General features: G+C 65.0%; 20 protein-coding genes. 9 read left to right on the top strand and 11 right to left on the bottom strand.

Features of this window, described 5'->3' with window-relative positions; all coding sequences use genetic code 11:
* Positions 1 to 91: 91 nt before the first annotated feature.
* The 6 genes from R3P95_RS09000 to R3P95_RS08975 all read right to left on the bottom strand — a co-directional run bounded on the left by R3P95_RS09000 (position 92) and on the right by R3P95_RS08975 (position 8007).
* Positions 92 to 1306, bottom strand: a complete 1215-nt coding sequence (locus tag R3P95_RS09000) for an acyl-CoA dehydrogenase family protein (protein ID WP_317548104.1) — start codon at positions 1304 to 1306, stop codon at positions 92 to 94.
* 170 nt (positions 1307 to 1476) lie between these two features.
* On the bottom strand, positions 1477 to 2106 hold the full coding sequence (locus R3P95_RS08995) for an isochorismatase family protein (RefSeq protein ID WP_317548102.1): 630 nt from the start codon (positions 2104 to 2106) through the stop codon (positions 1477 to 1479).
* Entirely contained in the window at positions 2103 to 3992 is a 1890-nt protein-coding gene (locus R3P95_RS08990; RefSeq protein ID WP_317548101.1) for a hydantoinase B/oxoprolinase family protein, read from the bottom strand. Before R3P95_RS08990 ends, R3P95_RS08995 begins: the two co-directional genes overlap by 4 nt.
* Positions 3992 to 6088, bottom strand: a complete 2097-nt coding sequence (locus tag R3P95_RS08985) for a hydantoinase/oxoprolinase family protein (RefSeq protein WP_317548100.1) — start codon at positions 6086 to 6088, stop codon at positions 3992 to 3994. Before R3P95_RS08985 ends, R3P95_RS08990 begins: the two co-directional genes overlap by 1 nt.
* Positions 6089 to 6139: 51 nt before the next feature.
* Positions 6140 to 7345: a CaiB/BaiF CoA transferase family protein gene (locus R3P95_RS08980; RefSeq protein ID WP_317548099.1), complete on the bottom strand. Its 1206-nt coding sequence runs from the start codon at positions 7343 to 7345 to the stop codon at positions 6140 to 6142.
* Positions 7342 to 8007, bottom strand: a complete 666-nt coding sequence (locus R3P95_RS08975; RefSeq protein WP_269596281.1) for a GntR family transcriptional regulator — start codon at positions 8005 to 8007, stop codon at positions 7342 to 7344. The genes R3P95_RS08980 and R3P95_RS08975 overlap by 4 nt, the downstream gene beginning before the upstream one ends.
* A gap of 136 nt (positions 8008 to 8143) precedes the next feature.
* Here R3P95_RS08975 and R3P95_RS08970 point away from each other — a divergent pair, with 136 nt between their 5' ends.
* Entirely contained in the window at positions 8144 to 9040 is an 897-nt protein-coding gene (locus tag R3P95_RS08970) for a hydroxymethylglutaryl-CoA lyase (protein ID WP_317548098.1), read from the top strand.
* A 105-nt stretch (positions 9041 to 9145) separates the two neighbouring features.
* Here R3P95_RS08970 and R3P95_RS08965 read toward each other — a convergent pair whose 3' ends face one another.
* The gene (locus R3P95_RS08965) at positions 9146 to 10006 is read right to left on the bottom strand and encodes a class I SAM-dependent methyltransferase (protein WP_317548097.1); all 861 of its coding nucleotides are present in this window, start codon (positions 10004 to 10006) and stop codon (positions 9146 to 9148) included.
* Positions 10007 to 10069: 63 nt separating this feature from the next.
* Between R3P95_RS08965 and R3P95_RS08960 the strand changes: the two genes are divergently transcribed.
* From R3P95_RS08960 to R3P95_RS08950, 3 genes are read left to right on the top strand one after another with little or no spacing between them, the layout of a single operon-like run.
* The gene (locus tag R3P95_RS08960) at positions 10070 to 10882 is read left to right on the top strand and encodes a class I SAM-dependent methyltransferase (RefSeq protein ID WP_317548096.1); all 813 of its coding nucleotides are present in this window, start codon (positions 10070 to 10072) and stop codon (positions 10880 to 10882) included.
* A complete protein-coding gene (locus R3P95_RS08955) occupies positions 10873 to 11856 on the top strand; it encodes a phytanoyl-CoA dioxygenase family protein (protein WP_317548095.1) in 984 nt (327 codons plus the stop codon). The genes R3P95_RS08960 and R3P95_RS08955 overlap by 10 nt, the downstream gene beginning before the upstream one ends.
* A 37-nt stretch (positions 11857 to 11893) precedes the next feature.
* Positions 11894 to 13162 (top strand): esterase/lipase family protein, encoded by a 1269-nt coding sequence (locus R3P95_RS08950; protein ID WP_317548094.1) that lies wholly within the window; start codon positions 11894 to 11896, stop codon positions 13160 to 13162.
* A gap of 9 nt (positions 13163 to 13171) precedes the next feature.
* Here R3P95_RS08950 and cynS read toward each other — a convergent pair whose 3' ends face one another.
* The gene (cynS, locus tag R3P95_RS08945; RefSeq protein WP_317548093.1) at positions 13172 to 13621 is read right to left on the bottom strand and encodes a cyanase; all 450 of its coding nucleotides are present in this window, start codon (positions 13619 to 13621) and stop codon (positions 13172 to 13174) included.
* A 170-nt stretch (positions 13622 to 13791) separates the two neighbouring features.
* Between cynS and R3P95_RS08940 the strand changes: the two genes are divergently transcribed.
* On the top strand, positions 13792 to 14706 hold the full coding sequence (locus R3P95_RS08940; RefSeq protein WP_317548091.1) for an aldo/keto reductase: 915 nt from the start codon (positions 13792 to 13794) through the stop codon (positions 14704 to 14706).
* 280 nt (positions 14707 to 14986) lie between these two features.
* Positions 14987 to 15967: a DUF368 domain-containing protein gene (locus R3P95_RS08935; protein WP_317548090.1), complete on the top strand. Its 981-nt coding sequence runs from the start codon at positions 14987 to 14989 to the stop codon at positions 15965 to 15967.
* Positions 15968 to 16456: 489 nt separating this feature from the next.
* Here R3P95_RS08935 and R3P95_RS08930 read toward each other — a convergent pair whose 3' ends face one another.
* Positions 16457 to 17218, bottom strand: coding sequence for a hypothetical protein (locus R3P95_RS08930; RefSeq protein ID WP_317548089.1), 762 nt, complete (start codon positions 17216 to 17218; stop codon positions 16457 to 16459).
* Here R3P95_RS08930 and R3P95_RS08925 point away from each other — a divergent pair.
* Together R3P95_RS08925 and R3P95_RS08920 are read left to right on the top strand one after the other, a co-directional pair.
* Complete coding sequence (locus R3P95_RS08925; protein ID WP_317548088.1) at positions 17170 to 17985, top strand: class I SAM-dependent methyltransferase; 816 nt, start codon at positions 17170 to 17172, stop codon at positions 17983 to 17985. The genes R3P95_RS08930 and R3P95_RS08925 overlap by 49 nt on opposite strands.
* A complete protein-coding gene (locus tag R3P95_RS08920; RefSeq protein WP_121870962.1) occupies positions 17982 to 18329 on the top strand; it encodes a DsrE family protein in 348 nt (115 codons plus the stop codon). Before R3P95_RS08925 ends, R3P95_RS08920 begins: the two co-directional genes overlap by 4 nt.
* Before the next feature lie 37 nt (positions 18330 to 18366).
* On the opposite strand, the gene R3P95_RS08915 is transcribed toward R3P95_RS08920, so the two are convergent.
* Together R3P95_RS08915 and R3P95_RS08910 are read right to left on the bottom strand one after the other, a co-directional pair.
* Positions 18367 to 19239, bottom strand: coding sequence for a cytochrome c biogenesis CcdA family protein (locus R3P95_RS08915; RefSeq protein ID WP_121870963.1), 873 nt, complete (start codon positions 19237 to 19239; stop codon positions 18367 to 18369).
* 11 nt (positions 19240 to 19250) lie between these two features.
* Positions 19251 to 19979 (bottom strand): DsbA family protein, encoded by a 729-nt coding sequence (locus tag R3P95_RS08910; RefSeq protein WP_121870964.1) that lies wholly within the window; start codon positions 19977 to 19979, stop codon positions 19251 to 19253.
* Positions 19980 to 20085: 106 nt separating this feature from the next.
* On the opposite strand from R3P95_RS08910, the gene R3P95_RS08905 reads away from it, so the two are divergent.
* The gene (locus tag R3P95_RS08905) at positions 20086 to 20598 is read left to right on the top strand and encodes a hypothetical protein (RefSeq protein WP_317548086.1); all 513 of its coding nucleotides are present in this window, start codon (positions 20086 to 20088) and stop codon (positions 20596 to 20598) included.
* The last annotated feature ends 26 nt before the right edge of the window (positions 20599 to 20624 follow it).

Below are 20624 nucleotides of genomic sequence, written 5' to 3'. Positions count from 1 at the left end.
CGCTGGTCCTTTCGTCCCCGTCCACGTTAGGCACCGACGGCTGTGTGCCACCCGAGATCAGCGCAATACTGCCCGTTCGGCGGGGTTGTGTTCACGACGTCCGCTTCTGTTCGGCTCGAATCAGGCCGCCGCCGACGATCAGTCGTTGAATCTCGCTGGTCCCCTCGTACAACCGAAGCAGCCGGACATCACGGTAGATGCGTTCGACCGGAACCTCACGCATGTACCCGGCACCACCGTGAATCTGAACAGCCAGATCGGCGACCTGGCCGACCATCTCGGTGCAGAACAACTTCACCGCGGACGGCGCGATACGGCGGTCGGTCTCCTGCACCCACGCCCGCGCCGCCTCACGCACCATCGCCCGGCCCGCCATGACACCGACCTGTTGATCGGCGATCATCGCCTGCACCAACTGGAAGTTACCGATCGGCTCCCCGCCCTGAGTGGACGACGCGGCATGAGCCACCGACTCGTCCAAGGCACGCTGCGCCTGACCGACGGCCAACGCCGCAATATGCACCCGCCCCCGCGCCAACGACGTCATCGCCGCCTTGTACCCGATATCGATCATCGGTCGTTCCGCAGGCTCCACTCCTGCGTCGCCGTTGCCGCCCACCAAGGCGTCGGCCTCGACGCGCACGTCGGTGAAGTTCACGTCGGCAGTGCCCGAGCCCTGCTGCCCCATCTTCGCGTCCTTGACGCCCACCTCGATGCCGGCCGTGTCGGAAGGGACCAGGAATACTGCAATACCGTTGCCGCTTTCCGGTTTCGGGTCCAATTTGGCGAAGACGACGAACATGTTCGCGATCGGCGCATTGGTGATGTAACGCTTGCTGCCGTTGATGACCCACCCGGTGCCGTCGACTTTCGCGGTGGTCCGTAGCCCCGCCGGATTCGACCCGGCCCCGTCCTCGGTCAGCGCGAAGGACGCGACGATGTCGCCGGTTGCCATGCCCGGCAGCCACGTCGCCTTCTGGTCCTCGGTACCGAACCCCACGAGCACCTGCCCGGCGATCCCGTTGTTGGTGCCGAACATCGATCGCAATGACAACGATGTGTAACCGAGCTCCATGGCCACCTCGACGTCCTGAATCAGATTCAGACCCAACCCGCCCCACTCCTGCGGAATCGCGTAGCCGAACAGACCCATCTCCGCGGACTGCTGTCGCAGATCGTCCGGGATCGAATCGTTGTTCATGATCTCGAGTTCACGAGGAACCACACGTGATCGCACGAACTGGGAGATTTGCTTCAACACGTCCGCGAAGACGTCGTCCGGTACATCGGGATTCAGCGTGTCCATGGAACCACTATCCCCTGATGAGTTGATCGATTCGTCCGAACCGACGGGATTTTCCTGGCAGGACGGAACCGTCCCACCACATCGGCTCTCCCGTTTCGGATCTCAGCCTCCGATCGGCGTCGGGTATTCGAATCCGGGGAGCTGATCTCCATCTGTGGCTCGAACAGCCGTCACCCAGAGGACGCTCCGAACTGTTGAATTGCCTGCGCGAGATCGATGACGTCCGCATATTTGGCCTGCAGGTCGAGCAGGTTCGACTCGTGCATGCCCGGCTCCCGATCACCGCACGCATCTGCCACCACCAGAGGACGGAAGCCGTGCTGCAGTGCGTCGGTCGCGCTTGCACGGATGCAGCCGCTGGTGGTCAAACCACAGATGTACAGCGTGTCGATGCCGCGGGCAGTGAGGGTGGCCGCCAGAGAGGTACCGAAGAACGCACTCGCATACTGCTTGGTCACCACGATCTCCCCGGCGATCGGACGGGGGTCGACGGGAAATTCGCCCAGTTCCGAGCCCTCCTCGAAGACCGTCAGAGCCGGAATCTTCGTCGTGAAGAGCCCGCCGTCGGTTCCGCCGGGCTGATAGCTGACCCGGGTGAACACGACCGGAACACCGGCTGATCGTGCGGACGAAACCAGCTGTGCCGCAGCCTCTACTGCCGCTTCCACCGGGGCACGCAGGGGCGAGCCGTCCACCAGGTAGGCCGCGACGATGTCGACCACCAGAACCGCCGGGCTACGGCCGGGGCCCAGCTCACCGGCAAATCCCGACTCCCGGTACGACCCGAGCGTGTCGCTCACGCGCGCACTGCCTTACGGACATTCACCGGCGGACGCGGTGCGGGCAATCCGGTTTCGGCCTCGCACCGCTCGAGGATCTTCTCGATCGACGGCCCCTTGTCGAACACTGCGATCTCCCCGCGCGCGGCAGACATCTCACTGCGCGCGGCCTCGGAGGCGGACGAATCGACGACACCGTCGGCATCGCAGACGATTCCGTAGCCGATGCGAGCACCCTCGGTACTGACCAGACCCCGTCGAACTTCGAGACCGACCAGTTCGGGATCCCGGGTCAGCGGGTCACCCCAACCGCCGCCGCCCCACGTGACGAAGTGCAGCACATCGCCTCGTCCCACCGGCACCTCGTGGATCTTGCTGGCCAACACCTCGACCTCACCCGACGCTCGGACGATCCACTTCTTCCCTCGCGCACCGGGTTTACCGCCGTTGACACCCCACGGATACGTGAGCCACCTGTCGTCGTGAATGGCGATGGTGCCCGGCTCCTCGAAGTAGTACGCCACGTCGACGCCGTTGCCACCGCGATGAAGCCCGGCCCCGCCGGTATCGGTGACTGTCTCCCACCGCTCGATACGCAGCGGATAGTAGGACTCGAGGTACTCACAGGGGATGTTGACGAACGACGGCCACAGCGAGTGACCGTCCGGCCCGTCGCCCATCGGACGACCGGGGATACCTCCGAATCCGATCGAGTACAGCTGGAACCACTCCCCGTCCCGCGCGCCCCCGTCGTAGTGGCCGGAGTACATGAAGTGCGGCGACGACGAGAAGCCTGCGGCGTTGAGAATCTCGGGGTTGTTCTTGCCCAGCAGCCCACCGAAAAGGTCGAAGACACGACCGATTCCGTGATTGCGGCCGTTGAGTGCGGCCGGATAGCGTGGCTTCCAGAACGAGTCCTCGGGAATGGTCACGTCGATCAACGGATAGAATCCGTCGTTCCACAGAATCTGCGGATCGGCCACAGTGATGACGTAGATGCCGAAGAACATGCGTACGAGATTCTCGTTGATGAAGTAGTTGATCGGACCGACGGCCTGCGGCGCGGCCTTGCTGAAGTCGAGGTGGATCTTCTCCCCGTGGCGGGTCAGCTCGATGGTCAGTTCGTAAGGGCCGTAACCACATCCGTCATCGCAGATGAAGTCGCTGAACTCGATGGTCTCGCCGTCGACGAACAGCATCGCGAGCAGTACCTTCATGGCCTGATAGTTCCTGTCCAGCAACGCGTCGAGCGCCGACAGATACACGTCGACGCCGAACCGGTCGCAGAGCTCGACGATGCGCCGCGACGCGGTGGTGCACGCCGCGACCAGTCCGTTGAGGTCTGCCCGGTTCCAGTCCGGCTTGCGCACCTGATTGAGAATGATGTCCAGCGCGGTCTCGTTCAATTCGCCTGCGCTGTACAGCTTGAAGGGCGGAATGATCACGCCTTCCTCGAAGATCGTGTGCGCGTCCGTGGGCATGGACGACGGCGTCTTACCTCCGACGTCGGCCATGTGCCCGAACATCGACGACCAGCCGACGACGCGTCCGCTGTGGAAGATGGGCAACACGATCAGCCAGTCGTTGGCGTGACTGATGGCAGCACCACACGCGTAAGGATCGGAGGTGAGCAGGATGTCGCCCTCGCCGACGGTGCCGGAGAAGTTGTCGAGGAAGTCGGGAACGGACAGGCCGAACTGCCCGACCACCATCTTGCCGCTCGGATCGGCGATGAGGGGAAATTCGTCGTGCTGTTCGCGGATACCCGGTGACAGTGCCGTCCGGAAGAGGACCTCGTCCATCTCGGCGCGGGCGTTTCGCAAGGCGTTCTCGATGATGTCGAGCGTGATCGGGTCGACGGGAACCGTGGTGAACGGGGTCTTCGAGGTCTCGATGATGGTGGCCATCAGCTCTCCTGCAGTCGAGTGGTGCGATGGGTGTCGTCGGTGCCGACGGGGTTGATGAGAAGGCATGCGCTGCGGTGGACCGTGGCCGTGTGTCCGGACAACACCAGCGTGGTGGAGTCCATCTCCGTGATCACTGCCGGACCCGTCACGACGTTGCCTGCCAACAGTTTCGAGCGGTCGTAGATGCCGGCCTTTGCGTACTGCCCGTCCATCCACACGTCGTTCGTGGTGATCAACGCCGCGGACGGATCGTCGCCACCGTCCTCCAACGGCTGGAACGCCACCTCGGGGCGTGGACCACTGACCGTGACTCGGAGGTTGATGACCTCCCGTTCGTTCTTGAGTAGGAACGAGAACAGTCGCTGGTGTTCGGCGTCGAAGGCAGAGCCGAGAGTGGACAACAGCTCCCCCGAATCGAGGGCGGACGCGTCGAGGTCGACGGGAATCTCGAATCCCTGACCCTGATAGCGCAGGTCCACCTGGCAGGTGGCGGTCTGCTGGTCTGCTGGCACCCCCTCGGCCGAAAGCCTTTCCGACGCCGCTTCGGCCAATTCGGCAAGAGCTGTGCGCAACTCGCCGTCGTCGATGTCGGAGAAGGCACGAACCATGGTGCGCGCAGCCTCGTCCCGAAGACACGTCGTGGCGTCGCCGTACGCGCAGAGAACCCCGGGAGACGGTGGCACGATCACCGGCCACGACCCGGTGAGTCGACCCAGCGCGTTCGCGTGCAGCGGCCCGGCACCACCGAACGAGACGAGTGCGAAATCGCGAGGGTCGTAGCCCTGCTGCACACTGACCAATCGCAGTGCGCCGAACATGTTCTCGTTGACGATGTCGACAATTCCGGATGCGGCTTCCTCCGGACCGGCCAAGCCGATGGCCTCGGCGATCGTCGCCACCGCGGTGCGACTCGCGTCGGCGTCGAGATCTACCTCCCCGCCCGCCAAAGAGGCTGGGAGGTAACCGAGAACGACGTTCGCGTCGGTCACCGTCGGGTCGGTTCCGCCCTTTCCGTAGGCGGCAGGCCCGGGGTCGGCCCCGGCCGATTGCGGCCCGACCCGCAAGGCGCGCGTCAACTCGGGCACGTGCGCGATGGAACCGCCACCGGCACCGACCGTTCGCACGTCCACGCTCGTCGCGCGGACGGCGAGGTCGCCGACCTTGGTCTCACGGCCGATACGTGGTTGCCCACCGAGCACGAGGGCGACGTCTGTGGACGTCCCGCCCATGTCGAAGGTGAGAAAGTCGGAGAAACCGGCTTGTTCGGCGAACCAGACGGCCCCGGTGACCCCACCCGCCGGACCCGACAACAGCAACGACACCGGTGCCTCCGATGCCTTCGCCGACTGCACCAGTCCGCCGTCACTGCGAAGTATGGACAACGGAGCCTTGATTCCCCTGTCCTGCAACGAGTTGTCGAGATTGCGTACGTAACGCGACACCTCGGGCTGAACGTAGCTATTGGCCACGGTGGTCAGGGTCCGCTCGTACTCCCGCATCTCGGGCAGGACCTGACTGGAGATGGAGATCGGAATTCCCGGGAGCTCGTCGGCAGCCCACTCGGCGATCTTCTTCTCGTGTGCGTCGTTCGCATAGGAGTTGATGAGCGAGATCGTCAGCGCTTCGATACCGGCGCCGGCGAGTCGACGTAATTGACCCCGAGCCTGGTTCTCGTCGAGCGCCGTCACCTCGGAGCCGTCCGCCGCCAGACGACCCACGACCTCGACGGTGTTCTCCAGCGCTGCAAGCGGTTCGGGCTTCGGCCAGATGATCCAGCCCGCCAACCCTCCCGGTACGTACGATCTGGCGATCTGCAGGACCTGCCTGAACCCGTCCGTGGTGACGAGTCCGACGCGCGCTCCCCGGCCTTGCAGGATGGCGTTGGTCGCCACCGTGGTGCCGTGGAGCACCTGATCGATCTCCGACGGTTCGATGCCGGCCTTCGAGCACACTTTGTCGATGCCGTTCAACACCCCGACGGACTGATCGGCTGGTGTCGACGGAGTCTTGGCTCTGTAGGTGGTACCGGTCGTTTCTTCGAGAAGCAGAACGTCGGTGAATGTTCCGCCGACGTCGACTCCGAGTCGATAGCGCATGATGATCTCCGGTGGTGTGCGGTGCGGTGAGTGGGGACGATGCGGTCGAGCTCAGATGATGCCGCGGTCGACGAGCGCAGCCCGTTCGGCCTCGGTGAGACCGAGAAGCGATCCGTAGATGTCCGAGTTGTGTTCTCCCAGTTCAGGCCCTGCATGCCGGACGGCTCCGGGGCTGTCGCTGAGCTTGGGCACGACCCCTGCCATCGGGATTTCGCCGAAATCGGGATGGGCCAGGCGCACGATGGCGTCGCGGGCCGCGAAATGCGGATCGTCGAACATGTCGCGAGCGGTGTAGATGCGGCCGGCGGGCACACCGGCCTCGTGCAGGATGTCGAGGACCTCGTCGGTTCCCAGATCTGCGGTCCATGCCGAGATGAGGTCGTCGAGTTCTTCCATGTTCACCCCGCGTGACGCGTGGTCGACGTACCGGGGATCGGAGACGAGATCGGCCCGCCCCATTGCGGTGACCAAACGGGCGTATACCGAATCCTGGTTCGCAGCAACCAGAATCATCTCGCCACCCTTCGTGGGGTAGACGTTGCTCGGCGCGATGTTCGGCAGCACCGACCCGGTACGTTCGCGCTGATAGCCGCCGATCTCGTATTCCGGGAGCAATGATTCCATCATCGCGAGCACGGCCTCGTAGATCGCCGAATCCACCAGTTGCCCACGCCCCGTTCGCTCCCGGTGGTGCACGGCCGTGAGGACGCCGATCGTCGCGAACACTGCGGCCAGGGAGTCGCCGAGCGAGATTCCGGCCCGAGAGGGTGGCAGATCCGGATTTCCCGTCACGTATCTGATTCCGCCCATCGCCTCACCGATCGAGCCGAACCCGGCACGGGGAGAGTAGGGCCCGTCCTGGCCGTATCCGGTAACTCTGGCCATGATCAGGCGTGGGTCCAGTGTGTGCAGATCCTCGTACCCGAGCCCCCATCGCTCGAGAGTGCCGGGGCGAAAGTTCTCGACGACGATGTCCGACTTACCGATGATGTTGCGCGCCAACGCTTGTCCTTCTTCGGTGCGAAGGTTGCATGTCACCGACTTCTTGTTCCGCGCCACCACCGGCCACCACAGCGACTTGCCGTGGGGTTTTTCCCGACCCCATTGCCGCATCGGGTCACCCTTGCCCGGCGGCTCCAGCTTGATCACCTCGGCTCCGAAATCTGCGAGGAGCTGTCCGCAGAACGGTCCTGCCAACAACTGACCCATCTCGACTACTCGTAGGTCTGACAACGGCCCTGTGGCGGCCTCGCTCATTCGGACTCCTTGACTTCGTCGGGCGTGAGAGATTGCAGTAGAACGTGTTTCGCAGCGCGGACGTGCGCCCGCATGACCGAGTCGGCCCAGATCTCGTCTCCGCTTCTCAACGCGGCCACCAGATCTCGATGGTGTGCGTGGCTGCGGGAGAGGTCGGCCGGCGAGTAGCGGTGAAAGGTGCGCATCACGAGGGGGAGTTGGATGACCGCGCTCAACATCGTCAGCAGGCGCGTGCTGGCGGCGGCGGTACGCACGATGGCATGGAACTCGTCGTTCAACTGCGCCATCAGGTCGAGTCTCTGGCCGGCGTCTCCGGCCGCCGACGATTCCATGAGATCGCAGAGTTCGCTCAGCCGGTCGAGGTCCTTCTCCTCGATACGACGAGCAGCGCGAGCGGCAGCCATGGCCTCCAGCGTCATACGGAGGTCGTAGATCTCCTCGAGATCGTCTGCCGTCCAGGTGTACACACGGGCTCCGCGATGCGGAACCACCTCGACGAGCCCTTCCATCTCCAGCTGCCGCAGGGCCTCACGAACGGGCGTCCGACTGGTCTCGGTCAGCTCGGCGATATCGACCTCACCCAGCCTGGCACCGGGCGCGTACGTGCCCGCAATGATCCCGTCCCGGAGGTGGGAATACACGCGATCCACGGCTCTGGCCACTGAAGGCCTCCGATCGAAGATGGGCTGGTTGTTCACAACTTAGGACCATCCCCACCTCCTGTCCACGAGAATCGCAAATTTTCCCGAAAGAAACACAGGTGTTGCATACAACGAGAGCGGGGAGAAGGATCGGGGGATGACGTCTGTGCAACTTGTCGAGGTGGGCCCGCGTGATGGATTGCAGAACGAGAAGACTGCATTGTCGGTGGATCAGAAGATCGAGTTGATCGCCCGAAGCGTTGCAGCGGGAGCGAGGCGAATCGAAGCGGTCAGCTTCGTGAACCCTCGCCGGGTGCCACAGATGGCCGGGGCCGAGGAGGTGATGGCCGGGATCGAACGACGCGACGACGTGTCCTACATCGGCCTCGTGCTGAATCGCCGCGGACTCGACAGAGCGATCGACGCACGCGTGGACGAGGTCAACGTGGTGGTCGTCGCATCCGAGGAGTTCAGCCGGCGAAATCAGAACTGCTCTGTCGCAGAAGCAGTGTCGACTGCGCGCGATGTCATTCGAGACGCTGGATCCGCGGGCTTGGCCACCACCGTCACCATCGCGGCGGCGTTCGGTTGTCCGTTCAGCGGAGAAGTCGATCCTCGTTACGTGGGCGAGATTCTCGCGCAGTTCTCCGACGACCGACCGTCGGAAATCGCCTTGGCGGACACCATCGGCGTCGGCGTGCCGGCACAGGTCCGCGTGTTGGCCGACATTGCGAGTACACGAGCACCGGGCATCCCACAGCGCTGGCACTTCCACAACACGCGGAACACGGGCTACGCCAATGCGTTGACTGCTCTCGAGACGGGCGCGCGAGCGCTGGATGCCAGCATCGGCGGCTTCGGGGGTTGCCCGTTCGCCCCCGCGGCAACGGGCAACATAGCGTCCGAGGACCTGATCTACGCACTCGATCGATCGGGAGTCGATACCGGTGTGCGCCAACAGGTCCTAGTCGATGCCGCGTCGTGGCTCGGCAGCGCACTGGGCAAAGACGTGCCCGCCCTACTCGGACGGGCCGGGGGCTTCCCGAGCGCGTGAGCGCGCCTGCCCGTCCCCCAGGATCGGCTCCTCAGTTCCGGATATATGCCTCCGATCCGGCGTCGGATATCCGAATCCGGGGAGCTGATTCGCGGCGACGATCTCTCAACGACGGGTCGCGGCGAACACGTCGACCGGGTGGGGCACCCGAGGCCTGCCATCGGCACCGGGCACCGAGACCGCGTCGAGGTAGGCACGTACAGGCCCATGCAACTCGGGCGTCAGCCGGGCCTGCACCGCGAAGTCCAGCACCTCGTCGGTCGCGGTGGAGAGGTCGACCATCGCGTCCAGGGTGACCGTGTCGTCGAGGGCAATCCCGTTGTCCACGAACGCTTTGTCGACGTCGGCGCTGAACCACTGCCGGTGGCCCTCGAGCGGCGGGGCGAGCACACCGACCAGAGCGTTGAGCGCGGCCGACGGTGCCACGGCCACCCACAACTCGCCGCCGGGTCGCAGCAGGTCGAGCGCGCCGCGCAGGGTTGCCCCCACGTCGGCGACGTAGTACATCGAGTGCACGAACATCACGACGTCGAAAGTTTCGTCCACCGGGACGTCGTCGAACGACGAGACGTATGCATCGGCGTCGAGCTCGTCGGCCGTCAGAGCGGCCATCTTGGCGGCGAACAACGTTGCGCTTCCGGGCCAGGGGTCGATGCCGACGTACCGCACCGGTCGGCCGGGCACCTGCTGTATCAGCCCCGCGGCGAGGCGGACGTCCAGCGAACCGTCACCGCAGCCCACCGACAGTACCGAGATCGGTCCATCCCCCACCCTGGCCAGCCGCCCGGCGAGGTGTTCGGCGATCAGGCCGCGCTGGTCGGAGAGGAGCTCGAAGGCGGCGTGCCCGCGAGCGTAGGCGCCAGGCTCGAGACCGGCGAGGGCCGCCGCGCCGAGCCGCGCCTCCCGCAACCCGTCGAGAAGCACGGCTGCGGTGTCGGTCGACGAAGTCGGAGCTATGTTGGACATTGGACCGAGTCAACCACGACGCCCCATCCGGTGCATCGAGGTCGGCTTCCTAGGAGGAATCGCGTGAGCAGCGGAGACACAGCCGATCGCAGTCTCGAGCACTGGAGCGAGGCCGGACGCAGGGGCATGGAGGCCTTCTACGCCCTGGCCACCGAGGATTATCACCAACTGGCACTGGCAGCCGATTGGCCTGCCCTGCTCGCCGAGCACGCGCACGAGGGCTGGTCGTTGCTCGACGTGGCCTGCGGCAGCGGCAAGTTCCCCACCGCACTGCGCCGTTACACCGATCTGTCGGCGGTGCCCGAGCTGGCCTACGACCTGCTCGACCCGTCTGCGTTCTCGGTGGCCGAGGCGCGTGGTGCGCTCGTTGCTCCGTTCGTGCCTCGGGAGGACTTGGTGATGACCCTGCAGGACCTACCCGCCGATCGGAGCGGGTACGACATCGTGTGGGCCACCCACGCGCTGTACGCCCTCCCGCCGGCCGAGTTGGACAGCGCAGCCGAGCGGTTCGTGGCTGCCCTGACCCCCGGTGGCCTCGGTCTGGTCGCGCAAGCCACGGCGTCCTCCCACTACCTTGCGTTCTACGACGCCTTTCGCGCCGGCGTGCGCGAAGCAACGCCGTACACGACGGCCGAGCAGGTGCGCGACGCACTGATTCGAGCCGGCGCGGACGTGCGCGACCAGCGCGTCACGTACACCACCGGAACATCGGATCGCGCTGTCGCCGAAGGCTTTCTGCAGCGCTGCGCCTTCGACGACTCCGTGTCGCTCGACGAAATGGAGGCGGCACCGGTGCTGGGCGACTACCTCGCTTCCTGCCGCGACAAGTCAGGTTCGTACACCTTCTCCCACGAGGCGGCGCTGCTGTGGCTGTGAACCCGTCGACCAACGAACGGCTTCCCGAGCAGAACCGCGACGGCGGCATCGATCAGGACTGGGCCGGCAGTGATCAGGACTGGTGGGACTGGTACGTCACGCTGGCCGCCAACGACACCGCACCCATCGAATTGGTCGCCGGGCCGGGCTTACCCGACGTCGACGCAGCCGCGGACGAGCAAGTCGAGCGTGAGCTTGCCGAGCCCTACGAGCTCGACCCGGCCGCGGTCGAGATCTTTGCTCACGATGCCTTCGTGCGACTGCCAGGCGTGTTCTCGCCTGCCGTCGTACGACGCCTCGCCGAGCGCCTCGAAGAGCTGCTACGCGCCGAGCACGGAGATGACGTTTCCGGCCGCTTCACTGCGCTCGAACAGATGTGGCTCCATGACGACCTGATGCGCGCGGTGGCGCTGTCGCCCCGGATCGGCGGTCTGGCCACGGCGCTTTTGGGCGAACCGGCCGTGCGGCTCTACCACGACAACGCGCTGTCCAAGGAGCCCGGCTGCGGCCGCACACCGTGGCACCACGACGCGGAGCATTTCCCGCTGCAGACCACGCAGGCGGTCACCGCGTGGATGCCGATGTCGGCGATCCCCGGCCGCATGGGTCCGCTGTCGTTCGCACGTGGCCGAGATGTACTGAACGAGGTTGCGGACCTGGAGTTCGACAAGGTCGGCACGTCGTACGACGAGGCTGTCACTCATCGCTTCGTCGACCGCGGTGTTGCGGTGGAGTCCGAGCCGTTCGCGGTCGGCGACGTGTCCTTCCATTCCGCGCTGTGCTTCCACACTGCGGGGCCGAACCGGACGACACAGCCACGCCGAGCTTTGGCCACCACCTACTTCGCCGACGGGGCTCGGGTTGTGGAGTCGCCGACGCTGATCAGCGGCACCTGGCGCGAATTCTTACCCGGCGTGGAGCCCGGTGGCCTCGCGGCCTCCGAACTCAACCCAGTAGTGGGCCGCCGAGACTGATCCGACGGGTTCAGTGGACATACGTACACTGGAAGCGGTGGGGACGAAAACTCAGCGCACACAGGAGTTGGGCGAACTCGGCGAGCTCGCCCTTCGAGAACTGGCGTCGGCCGCGGGTGGCGTTCGCGCAGTTCACTCGGCCATCGCGCGACGAACCTTCGCTGCCGTGCGACTCGGCGTCGGTCCCGCGGTTCTACCGACACAGCTGATGCACGACGCGATCGCCGCGGGCACCTACTCGAGCATCGTGGCCGCGTGCCGCGGCGCAGCCAAGGCTGTCGGCGCCTTGACCGACGGCAACGAAGCGACGGAGGACGACCACCGCCCGTCGCCGTCGCACACTGTCCTCGGGGCCCAGACCATCGCTGTGCTGCACGGCCTGATCGGCGACGACATGGAGCAGACCGCCCGGGTCCTCGCCTATCCGATGTCGATACGCGTCGACGGACGCCCGGTGCTCCCGAAGTACCGCGCTCTGGCTGCGGCGTTCCCCGAGGCGGGAGCGCACCTGGTGCTGTTCCTGCACGGGCTCGTCGAGACCGAATCCGCATGGCGGCTCGGTGGGCGTCCCACGTACGGGGAGCGCCTGGACTCCGAAGCCGGAACCACCTCGATCTTCCTGCGCTACAACACCGGACGCCGAATCGGAACGAACGGTGCCGACCTGTCGGACCTACTGGAAAAGCTCGTGACGGCCTGGCCCGTCAGGGTTCACCGGATCACGTTGGTCGGGCACTCCATGGGCGGTTTGGTCTCACGCAGCGCCGCTCATCACGCCGCCGAGAACGGTCGCCGGTGGGTGGACCTGTTGACGGACGTATTCACCCTCGGGACACCACATCTGGGTGCGCCACTCGCACACGGCGTACATCTCGCCGTCGCAGCTCTGGCCCTCGCGCCCGAGACCCGGCCGTTCGCGAACCTCCTGGCGCGTCGCAGCGCCGGAATCCGCGACCTGGTTCACGGATCGATCACCGAGGCAGAGGGACATCCCAGCTACGCCGACGGATTCGATGGCGGAGCAGCCGCGGACATCTCGGTTCCGGAAGGGGTTCGGCATCATCACGCCTCCGCGGTCGTCACCGGAAACCCTCGACACCCGGTCGGGATCTTCGTCGGCGACGGCCTGGTCCGCACCGACAGCGCCGGCGGCCGGAACAAACTGCGCGACATAGGACTTCGTCCGGACGACGGTCTGGCGATCAACAGCGCGCATCACTTCACGTTGCTCAACGACGAGCGGGTGTACGGCTGGATGCGACGCGCATTGGCCGGCCCGCCTTCCGAATCGGCCACCTGGCCATAGATTTTCGGCCTAGTCGGTCCATCGATAGTCGAGGAACTTCCCGTCGAACGTCACCACGACGCGATCTCCGTCCTCGTGCGGGCGTCGCTCGATGTTCATCGTGAAATTGATGGCACTCATGATGCCGTCGCCGAATTCCTCGGCGATCAGTTCTTTGAGCGCGGGTCCGTACACCTCCAGCGCCTCGTGGAATCGGTAGACCGTGGGGTCCGAAGAGATGTCGAGTGATCCGCGATAAGGAGCCAGGGTCAGCTCGAACAACGAGCCCTCGGCCATCCCGAGCTTCTCGGCGAGCACATCGGCATGAGCGACGCTGAGAGGATGCTGGCCGTAGAGTGCCGACACCGTCCAGGCCACCGGCATGTCGATGGCTTCTGCCAAAGCGGCCCAACTCAATCCGGCACGCACACGTGCCAATCGAATCTCGCCGATCAACGGTTTACCTGCAAAGTCGGTCAACAGCTCTCTCCCTCGTGGTCGTCCTACAAGCGCACACCCGATTGGGCCTGGACTTCCAGTCTCAGCGGCATACAGCCGTCTCGCAACATCTGGCATCGACCACGTGCACGTTGTCCGATCACGGATATGGTGGCTGTTTCCGGCACGGACACAACGAAAGTACTGACGACATGACGCAACTCGGCCTCGGCCTTGCCGCACTCGGACGTCCCGAGTACCTGACGATCGGGCACTCGAAAGCTGTGGACGGGCGGTTCGATCCGGTTGCCCTGGAGCAGCTGTGCCACTCGGTACTCGACGCCGCGTGGGAGAGCGGAGTTCGACACTTCGACGCCGCTCGGTCCTACGGCCTGGCCGAGCGGTTCCTCGGCAGCTGGCTGTCTCGGCATCCGAATCGGCGTCAGGACCTGGTGATCGGCTCGAAGTGGGGATACGCCTACGTCGCCGATTTTCAGCAGGGAGCCGAAGTGCACGAGGTCAAGGAACACTCGGTTGCCCGGTTCTCCGAACAGTGGCCGCAGACCCTGCGCGAACTCGGCAGCGCGCCGAACCACTACCTGATTCACAGCGTCACCCCGGACAGTCCAGCTCTGAGCGACACTGCACTGCTCGACGATCTGCGCGCCATTGCCGACAGCGGCACCCGAATCGGCATCAGCACCAGCGGGCCGCATCAAGCCGACGTGGTGCAGGCAGCGCTGGACATCGGAGTGTTCAGCTCGGTGCAGTCGACGTGGAACCCGCTCGAGCCGTCCGTCGGCCCCGCCCTGGAACGTGCACACGAGGCCGGTTGGTTCGTCGTCGTCAAAGAGGCGATGGCCAACGGCCGGCTGGTGGCAGAAGATTCCCCACTAGCCAGGGTCGCGGATTCCGCCGGGGTCGGTCGTGACGCAGTCACACTGGCGATTGCACTCGCGCAACCGTGGGCCGATGTCGTGCTCTCCGGCGCGGCAACTGTGACGCAACTCGAGCAGAACATTGCCGCGCTGTCGATCGACCGCGAACTGATCACAGCGAGCGATCTGAAACTTGCGGAAGACCCGGAAGGTTATTGGGACAACCGATCACGAATGGCATGGACATGACAGCTCTGTAGAGCCTCCTCACGGGATCGAACAATTGACCGCTGCGGGCTCGGCCGCCTCGTATCAGCTCCTCCGTTTCGGATACCCGACTCCGATCGGCGTCGGGTTTACGAAAGTGAGGAGCTGATCTGCTGCGAAGGGTGCCGCGAGCGCAACAACAGGATCGGAGCGCGGAGCCTCCTCACGGGATCGATCCGGTGACCGCTCGCTTGCAGTGGGTCGTACCCGCGCTTGTCGAGCCGGTGTCACGTGGCGTCGAAGCGTTTGGGACGATTCGGACATGACGACGAACCGGCAGACGCCCTCCGGCCATGGTGACAAGGAGCAGGATCGACCCGGACTCGATGAAGTTGTCAGAGGGCGGCCGCCGGCGACGGAATTGGCGGCCAACGTCGTTCGCGGCGGTCTGATCGGTCTGGCGGAAACGGTTCCCGGGGTCTCCGGCGGCACGGTCGCCCTGGTCACCGGCATCTACACCAGGGCCATCGCGTCGGCGAAGCATCTGACGGACATCCCCAAGGCCGTGGTGACACGGTCCGACGTGCGCGCCGAAGTCCGTCAGGTCGATTGGTGGCTGCTCGTCACGGTCGGCGTCGGCATGCTGTTGATGGTGTTCTCGGTGGCGGGGATCATGGCGGCTTTCGTCACGGATCAGCCCGTCTACTCCAAGGCGCTGTTCATGGGCATGATCGCGATGTCGGTGGCGATCCCCTTCATGGAGGTCAGTCGTGGCGCTTTCCCCACCACCCGGTCCCGACTGTCTGCCGTGGCTCTGTTCGTCGTTCTCGCTGTCGGGGTCGTCGTTCTCACGTCGCTACCCGGGGTCCAGCCGTCGAATCCATCGTTGATTCTGGTGTTCTTCGCCGCGACGATCGCAATATGTGCGCTCGTCCTGCCAGGCGTATCGGGGTCGTTCTTTCTGCTTGTCATCGGCCTGTATGCGCCGACGCTCACGGCCGTGGACGAGCGGAACCTGACGTATCTGGCCGTCTTCGCACTGGGCGCTCTGGTGGGGTTGGTCAGCTTCGTTCGGGTGCTCGAGTGGTTGCTGGCGAACTACCACGATCTGGCGATGGTCGCCGCTGCCGGCCTGCTGTTGGGGTCGTTGCGTGCACTGTGGCCCTGGCAAGGCGAGAACAGAGAACTGCTGGCCGTCGGCAACGAATGGCCCGCTGCCCTGGGACTGTTCGTCGTCGGAGTTGCGGTCGTGGCTGTGGTCGCCATCGCTCAGCGGCGACTGGCAGCCACGCGTACGTCCTGACGTAACGGCGGGCGTAGCTAGCCATCCACGCCCCTCGTCGGAATCCGCACCGCCTGCAGGCACCGTGAATTACCACGAGGGGCGTACGTGCGAGCGAACCCTCCACACCGGCCCGCCAAGACAACAAACTCCGACCCCAGCAGCGGGATCGGAGCAGTGGAGCCTCCTAACGGGATTGAACCGTTGACCGCTCGCTTACAAGTATGTTGCGAGACAACCAGATACGTCCGCTTGGAACCACCACAGAGCCTCTGACATGTGTCGACCGTCCAGGTGGTCCCAACCGAATCCACCCTTGTAGGTGCCGACATGTGACACGCTCGTGACACCGAGATCCACCGTTTAGGCCCCCAAAGGAAGGCCTTCTTTCAGCTGCTCGGTGCCTTCATATCTACACGCGCGTTCATGTGAACTCACTCGCGTCCGGCGCGAAAAAGTCGCAAAGGAAGTGTGAATCGCAATTCGCACGACGGGCACGATGGACGGCTCTCAGCCCCGACGGGTGTCCCACTCCGCACCGTCGAATAGACGTCGATCCGCATGTGTGCGCCCAGAAATGTTGACCAGCAGCCGAAAGTGGAACCCGATCTCGGGACCGTTCGCGCGCACCACCGTCAGACGCCTATCGGTCAACGATTCGAAGACGGCGATCAACGGATCGGGCACCCACCCCAAGCGGACTTCTCCGTCGTCGGTGACGAGGAACGCGTGCGGATTGACGGGGTTGTCGCTGTCTCGGACCAGTCGGAGGTCGTCGCCGGGCGACAACGACGCAATGCGCTCCTGTTCCTCCGGTGCCAGGTGGCGAACCCCGTGCGTCAAGAAAGGAAAGGACACCAACTCGCCGGGGCCCGCTATTGGGGCGGGAAGCAACTCGATCGTGTCACCGACCCGCTGCCCATGCGAGCGAGCAAGCACCTCGAAAGGCGCGGCCGACATCGGCAGACCGAGCGCGTCCATGGACGCGTACCGGTCCGGCCGACGCGAGGACACGACCCGTTCGGCGAACACTGGAAACAGGTCCGCAGCGCGCATTGGAACTTTGGTGGCGTGCGTCAGCCCGGGTAATGGACGGAAGTCGTCACGTGCGAGGGCCGACTCCAAGTAGGAAAATCCGTAGCAATCGAGCGTTCGGTGCAGAAACCCGATCGGTACGTACTGGCGCGTGTCGGGATCGCGGACGGTAACGAGAAGCCTGCTCAATGTCTCGGGTGCGCTCGCAGGAACGTGGTCGACCGCAGTGGTGGTCATGCTGTCAACCTCCTCCGGTTCGTCTCCAACAGCGTATGTCGCTCATCTACTGTACCCCCGGGGGTACAGTAGACAGGCGGAACCACAATCTGCACCGACAGGTCAGTCTTTCCGACCGCGCGGTGGCACGTACCGGAAGGCGTCGAAGCTTGGATTCATCGGACTGGGATGACCGTTACCGCTGTGTCGAGCATCCGTGGGGTTCGGCCCCGGCGGCTGCCCTGTCCGCGCGGTTTGCGGAGCTGACCCCTGGCCGGGCGGTCGATTTGGGGTGCGGGGACGGGCGCCACGCTCGATGGTTGGCCGACGCGGGGTGGACGGTGCACGCTGTCGATTTTTCTTCTGTGGCAATCGAACTCGCACGCAGTGGCGGGGAGGATCGGTCGATCGACTACACCGTCGCCGACGTGCGGGCCTGGGAACCATCCGAACCGGTGGAGCTGGTGGCCATAGGCTTCCTGCATCTACCGGTCGACGAGTTGGTTGCCGTCATTGCCGGTGCAGCGAGTTGGCTCGCACCGAGCGGACGGTTGCTGTATCTCGGCCATGCGCTCGAGAACTTCACTCACGGTATCGGGGGCCCACCCGATCCGTCGATCCTGCCCGCCATCGACGACCTCGCCCGCGCCGCGAGCGGATTGCAGGTCCGCGAACTGGGACACCTGGTCCGCCCCTTCGGCGAAGGTCGGGCCATCGATGTTCTTCTCCATGCACAGCCGTGGGGCACCGCAGCTCACCGTGATCTGAAGAACGGAACTTTCACGTGACCGATCATCCGACTCCCCTGCGTGTGGTGTTCGCCGTGAACACCACACCCACCGTGGTGGTGCGGGCGATCCACAACCTTCTCGATGCTGCGACCGAGCCGGTGACGATCGAAGTCGTGTGCTTTGGACCGGGCCTCGATGCGGCCTTGCGGTGTTCGGATATTTCCCTGGAGATGCGGGCGTTGATCGATTCGGCCTCCATCACGGTGAAAGCATGCCGCAACAGTCTGGAGGGCAGAGTGCTCGGTGACGACGATCTGCTGATGGGTGTCGAAGTGGTTCCCGCTGCAGTGCTCCATCTCGCTCGACGTCAGCGAGATGGGTGGTCACAGCTCTACACCTGACATCACATCCCCGCTCCAGTGTCGTAGGCACACCGTCTCAGAGAGTTCGGTCCTCGCGTTCACCGTGCTCGGAGGACTCGGCTGCGGTGTCGCGGTCTCGACCACGGACGATGCGCACCGTCAGGACTGCGATGATCACCAGCACTGCGATCAGGAGCACTGCGGTGTTCGGGACCGCGTCGGCCACGTCGCTGATCCAGACCTGCAGCGAGTACTGACTGTCGACCCCCATGACGCCGCCGAGGTTCGCTGTGCCCTCCGTGAGCAGGAACAGCACTCCGATACCGATGAAAAGCACCCCCGATATCAGAGACGTCGTGTGCGTTTTCAGCGGTCCTATGCTGATTTCCCTGCCGCGCAGCCACGTTCGTGATCCGAGCGAGAATCGGTCCCAGACCAGCGCCAGCACGAACAGGGGTATCACCATCCCCGCTGCGTAGAGTGCCATGAGCACTCCACCGTATACGGCCTGACCGCCGGCGACGGCAACGGTCAGGACCGCGCCGAGCAGGGGTCCCGAGCAGAACCCTGCGAGCCCGTAGACCGCGCCGAGGGCAAACACCGATCCGGTGGAGGAGACATCGATGCGCGCGGCTGCTCTCTGAGCGGACCCCAGCGCGAAGCCGCGACCGACGATGATCATCACTCCGAGGGCGATGATGACCACGCCGCCGATCATCGTGGTGACCTCGCGATACCGGGTGATCGCCGAGCCGATGGCACCGACTCCGGCACCGAGGGGCACCAAAACCGCTGCCAGCCCGAGGTAGAAGATCCCGGTGCGGCCGGCGAGCTTGCCGGCCCCGTCGAAGGCGTACGCGAAGAAGGAAGGGAGCAGCAGGGCCGAGCATGGACTGAGAAGTGCCAGGAGCCCGCCGAGAAATGCTCCGAGAAGTCCGATCTGCGACATCGTGGGCCGCCCTACGCGCCGGCTGCGGTGTCGATCAGATCGACGAATTCCGAGAACGGTTGCGCGCCCAGAACCGGATCACCGTTGACCGAGAACGCCGGAGTGGCCGGGATACCCAGCGACTGCGCTTCGGTGGAGTCGGCGGTGATCGCGGCATCGAATGCGGTGCCGGTGGCGTCGGCGGTGAACCGAGCCAAATCCGGTACCCCGGCCTGTTGCGCGTAGCTTTGCAGCGTCTCCAGTGTCAGGTCCGCGTGACCGGTCTCGGGTGCATCGGCGTAGACGGCGCGGGTGAACTCCCAGAACTTGCCCTGGGCGGCGGCGGCGCGTCCGGCCCGGGCAGCATCGAATGATTGTTGCCCGAAAATGGGTAGATCTCGCCATTCGATGCGCAGGGTGCCGGTATCGACGTATCGATCGATCAGTTGCGGCTCGGTTTCCCGGCTGAACTGGGCGCAGAACGGACACCGAAAGTCCGAGAAGGCGATCATCACCACCGGGGCGTCGACGTCGCCGAGGGCCATCGGATCATCGGGCTCGCGGTGCGCCAGATCGCCGAGCGGTCCCATCACCGGCGGGCCGCTCGCGCTGCTCGACCCGGCGTCCGGTGCGGCCTCCGACTGCTCGCCGTCACCTGTCGTTCCGAGCACGAGAGCTCCCACGAGCACGGCCGCCACCACCACGGCGATGGCCAGGAGCACGATGTCTCGTCGGCGAGTGGAGCGAGATGTCGAAGTCATGCAATACCTTTCGGCAGTCGGCAATACTGGCAGCGATACCCATCTGGGTATAGCCTCACAGTGTCACCCTACTCACACAACTACAACCCGTAGGAGATCCTCGCTGATGACCGAGCCCGCCACGTCCGACCGCCTCGACGTCGAAACCGCAGGCCGTTCCGATGACGAGGTGATCGCCCAGTCCGCTCGGTACGGGCGTTGGGGGATGCGGGCGGCACGCGGCACCGTCGCCGGTGCCGTCACGGTGTTGGTAGTGGGCATTCCCACCGACATCATCGACACGCCCGTCTTCGGCCGTGAGGTGCCGGTGCGGGCGTGGGAGCTTCCGGTTCTGCTGGCCACTGCCCTGTTGACCGCACTGTGGTTCGGGATCGACAAACCCGCGCGGGTCGAGCGGACCGGCACACCCGCCGCTCTCGGTGTCGTACTGACCTTCTTCGCCGTCGGGTGTCCGGTGTGCAACAAGCTGGTACTTCTCGCGCTCGGCACCTCGGGTGCCCTGGGGTTGTGGGCACCGATACAACCCATCCTCGCCGGGGTGTCCCTGGCAATGCTGACGGCAGCGGTGATCGTCCGATGGCGCAAACGCGACTGCACCTCCGCGTCCTGCGCAGCATGACCGGGCGACGCCTGCTCACCCGCGCA

This window comes from Rhodococcus cercidiphylli, assembly GCF_033042225.1.
Classification (GTDB): Bacteria; Actinomycetota; Actinomycetes; order Mycobacteriales; family Mycobacteriaceae; genus Rhodococcoides.
The sequence above is the reverse complement of the archived record's forward strand: the minus strand, read 5'-3'. Positions and strand labels throughout refer to the sequence as shown.

Coding starts and splice junctions, on each gene's coding strand:
- R3P95_RS09000 (WP_317548104.1), bottom strand. CDS start 1,306: ATGGACACGCTGAATCCCGATGTACCGGACGACGTCTTCGCGGACGTG.
- R3P95_RS08990 (WP_317548101.1), bottom strand. CDS start 3,992: ATGGCCACCATCATCGAGACCTCGAAGACCCCGTTCACCACGGTTCCC.
- R3P95_RS08985 (WP_317548100.1), bottom strand. CDS start 6,088: ATGCGCTATCGACTCGGAGTCGACGTCGGCGGAACATTCACCGACGTT.
- R3P95_RS08980 (WP_317548099.1), bottom strand. CDS start 7,345: ATGAGCGAGGCCGCCACAGGGCCGTTGTCAGACCTACGAGTAGTCGAG.
- R3P95_RS08970 (WP_317548098.1), top strand. CDS start 8,144: ATGACGTCTGTGCAACTTGTCGAGGTGGGCCCGCGTGATGGATTGCAG.
- R3P95_RS08965 (WP_317548097.1), bottom strand. CDS start 10,006: ATGTCCAACATAGCTCCGACTTCGTCGACCGACACCGCAGCCGTGCTT.
- R3P95_RS08940 (WP_317548091.1), top strand. CDS start 13,792: ATGACGCAACTCGGCCTCGGCCTTGCCGCACTCGGACGTCCCGAGTAC.
- R3P95_RS08935 (WP_317548090.1), top strand. CDS start 14,987: ATGACGACGAACCGGCAGACGCCCTCCGGCCATGGTGACAAGGAGCAG.
- R3P95_RS08925 (WP_317548088.1), top strand. CDS start 17,170: ATGTCTCGGGTGCGCTCGCAGGAACGTGGTCGACCGCAGTGGTGGTCA.
- R3P95_RS08930 (WP_317548089.1), bottom strand. CDS start 17,218: ATGACCACCACTGCGGTCGACCACGTTCCTGCGAGCGCACCCGAGACA.
- R3P95_RS08915 (WP_121870963.1), bottom strand. CDS start 19,239: ATGTCGCAGATCGGACTTCTCGGAGCATTTCTCGGCGGGCTCCTGGCA.
- R3P95_RS08910 (WP_121870964.1), bottom strand. CDS start 19,979: ATGACTTCGACATCTCGCTCCACTCGCCGACGAGACATCGTGCTCCTG.
- R3P95_RS08905 (WP_317548086.1), top strand. CDS start 20,086: ATGACCGAGCCCGCCACGTCCGACCGCCTCGACGTCGAAACCGCAGGC.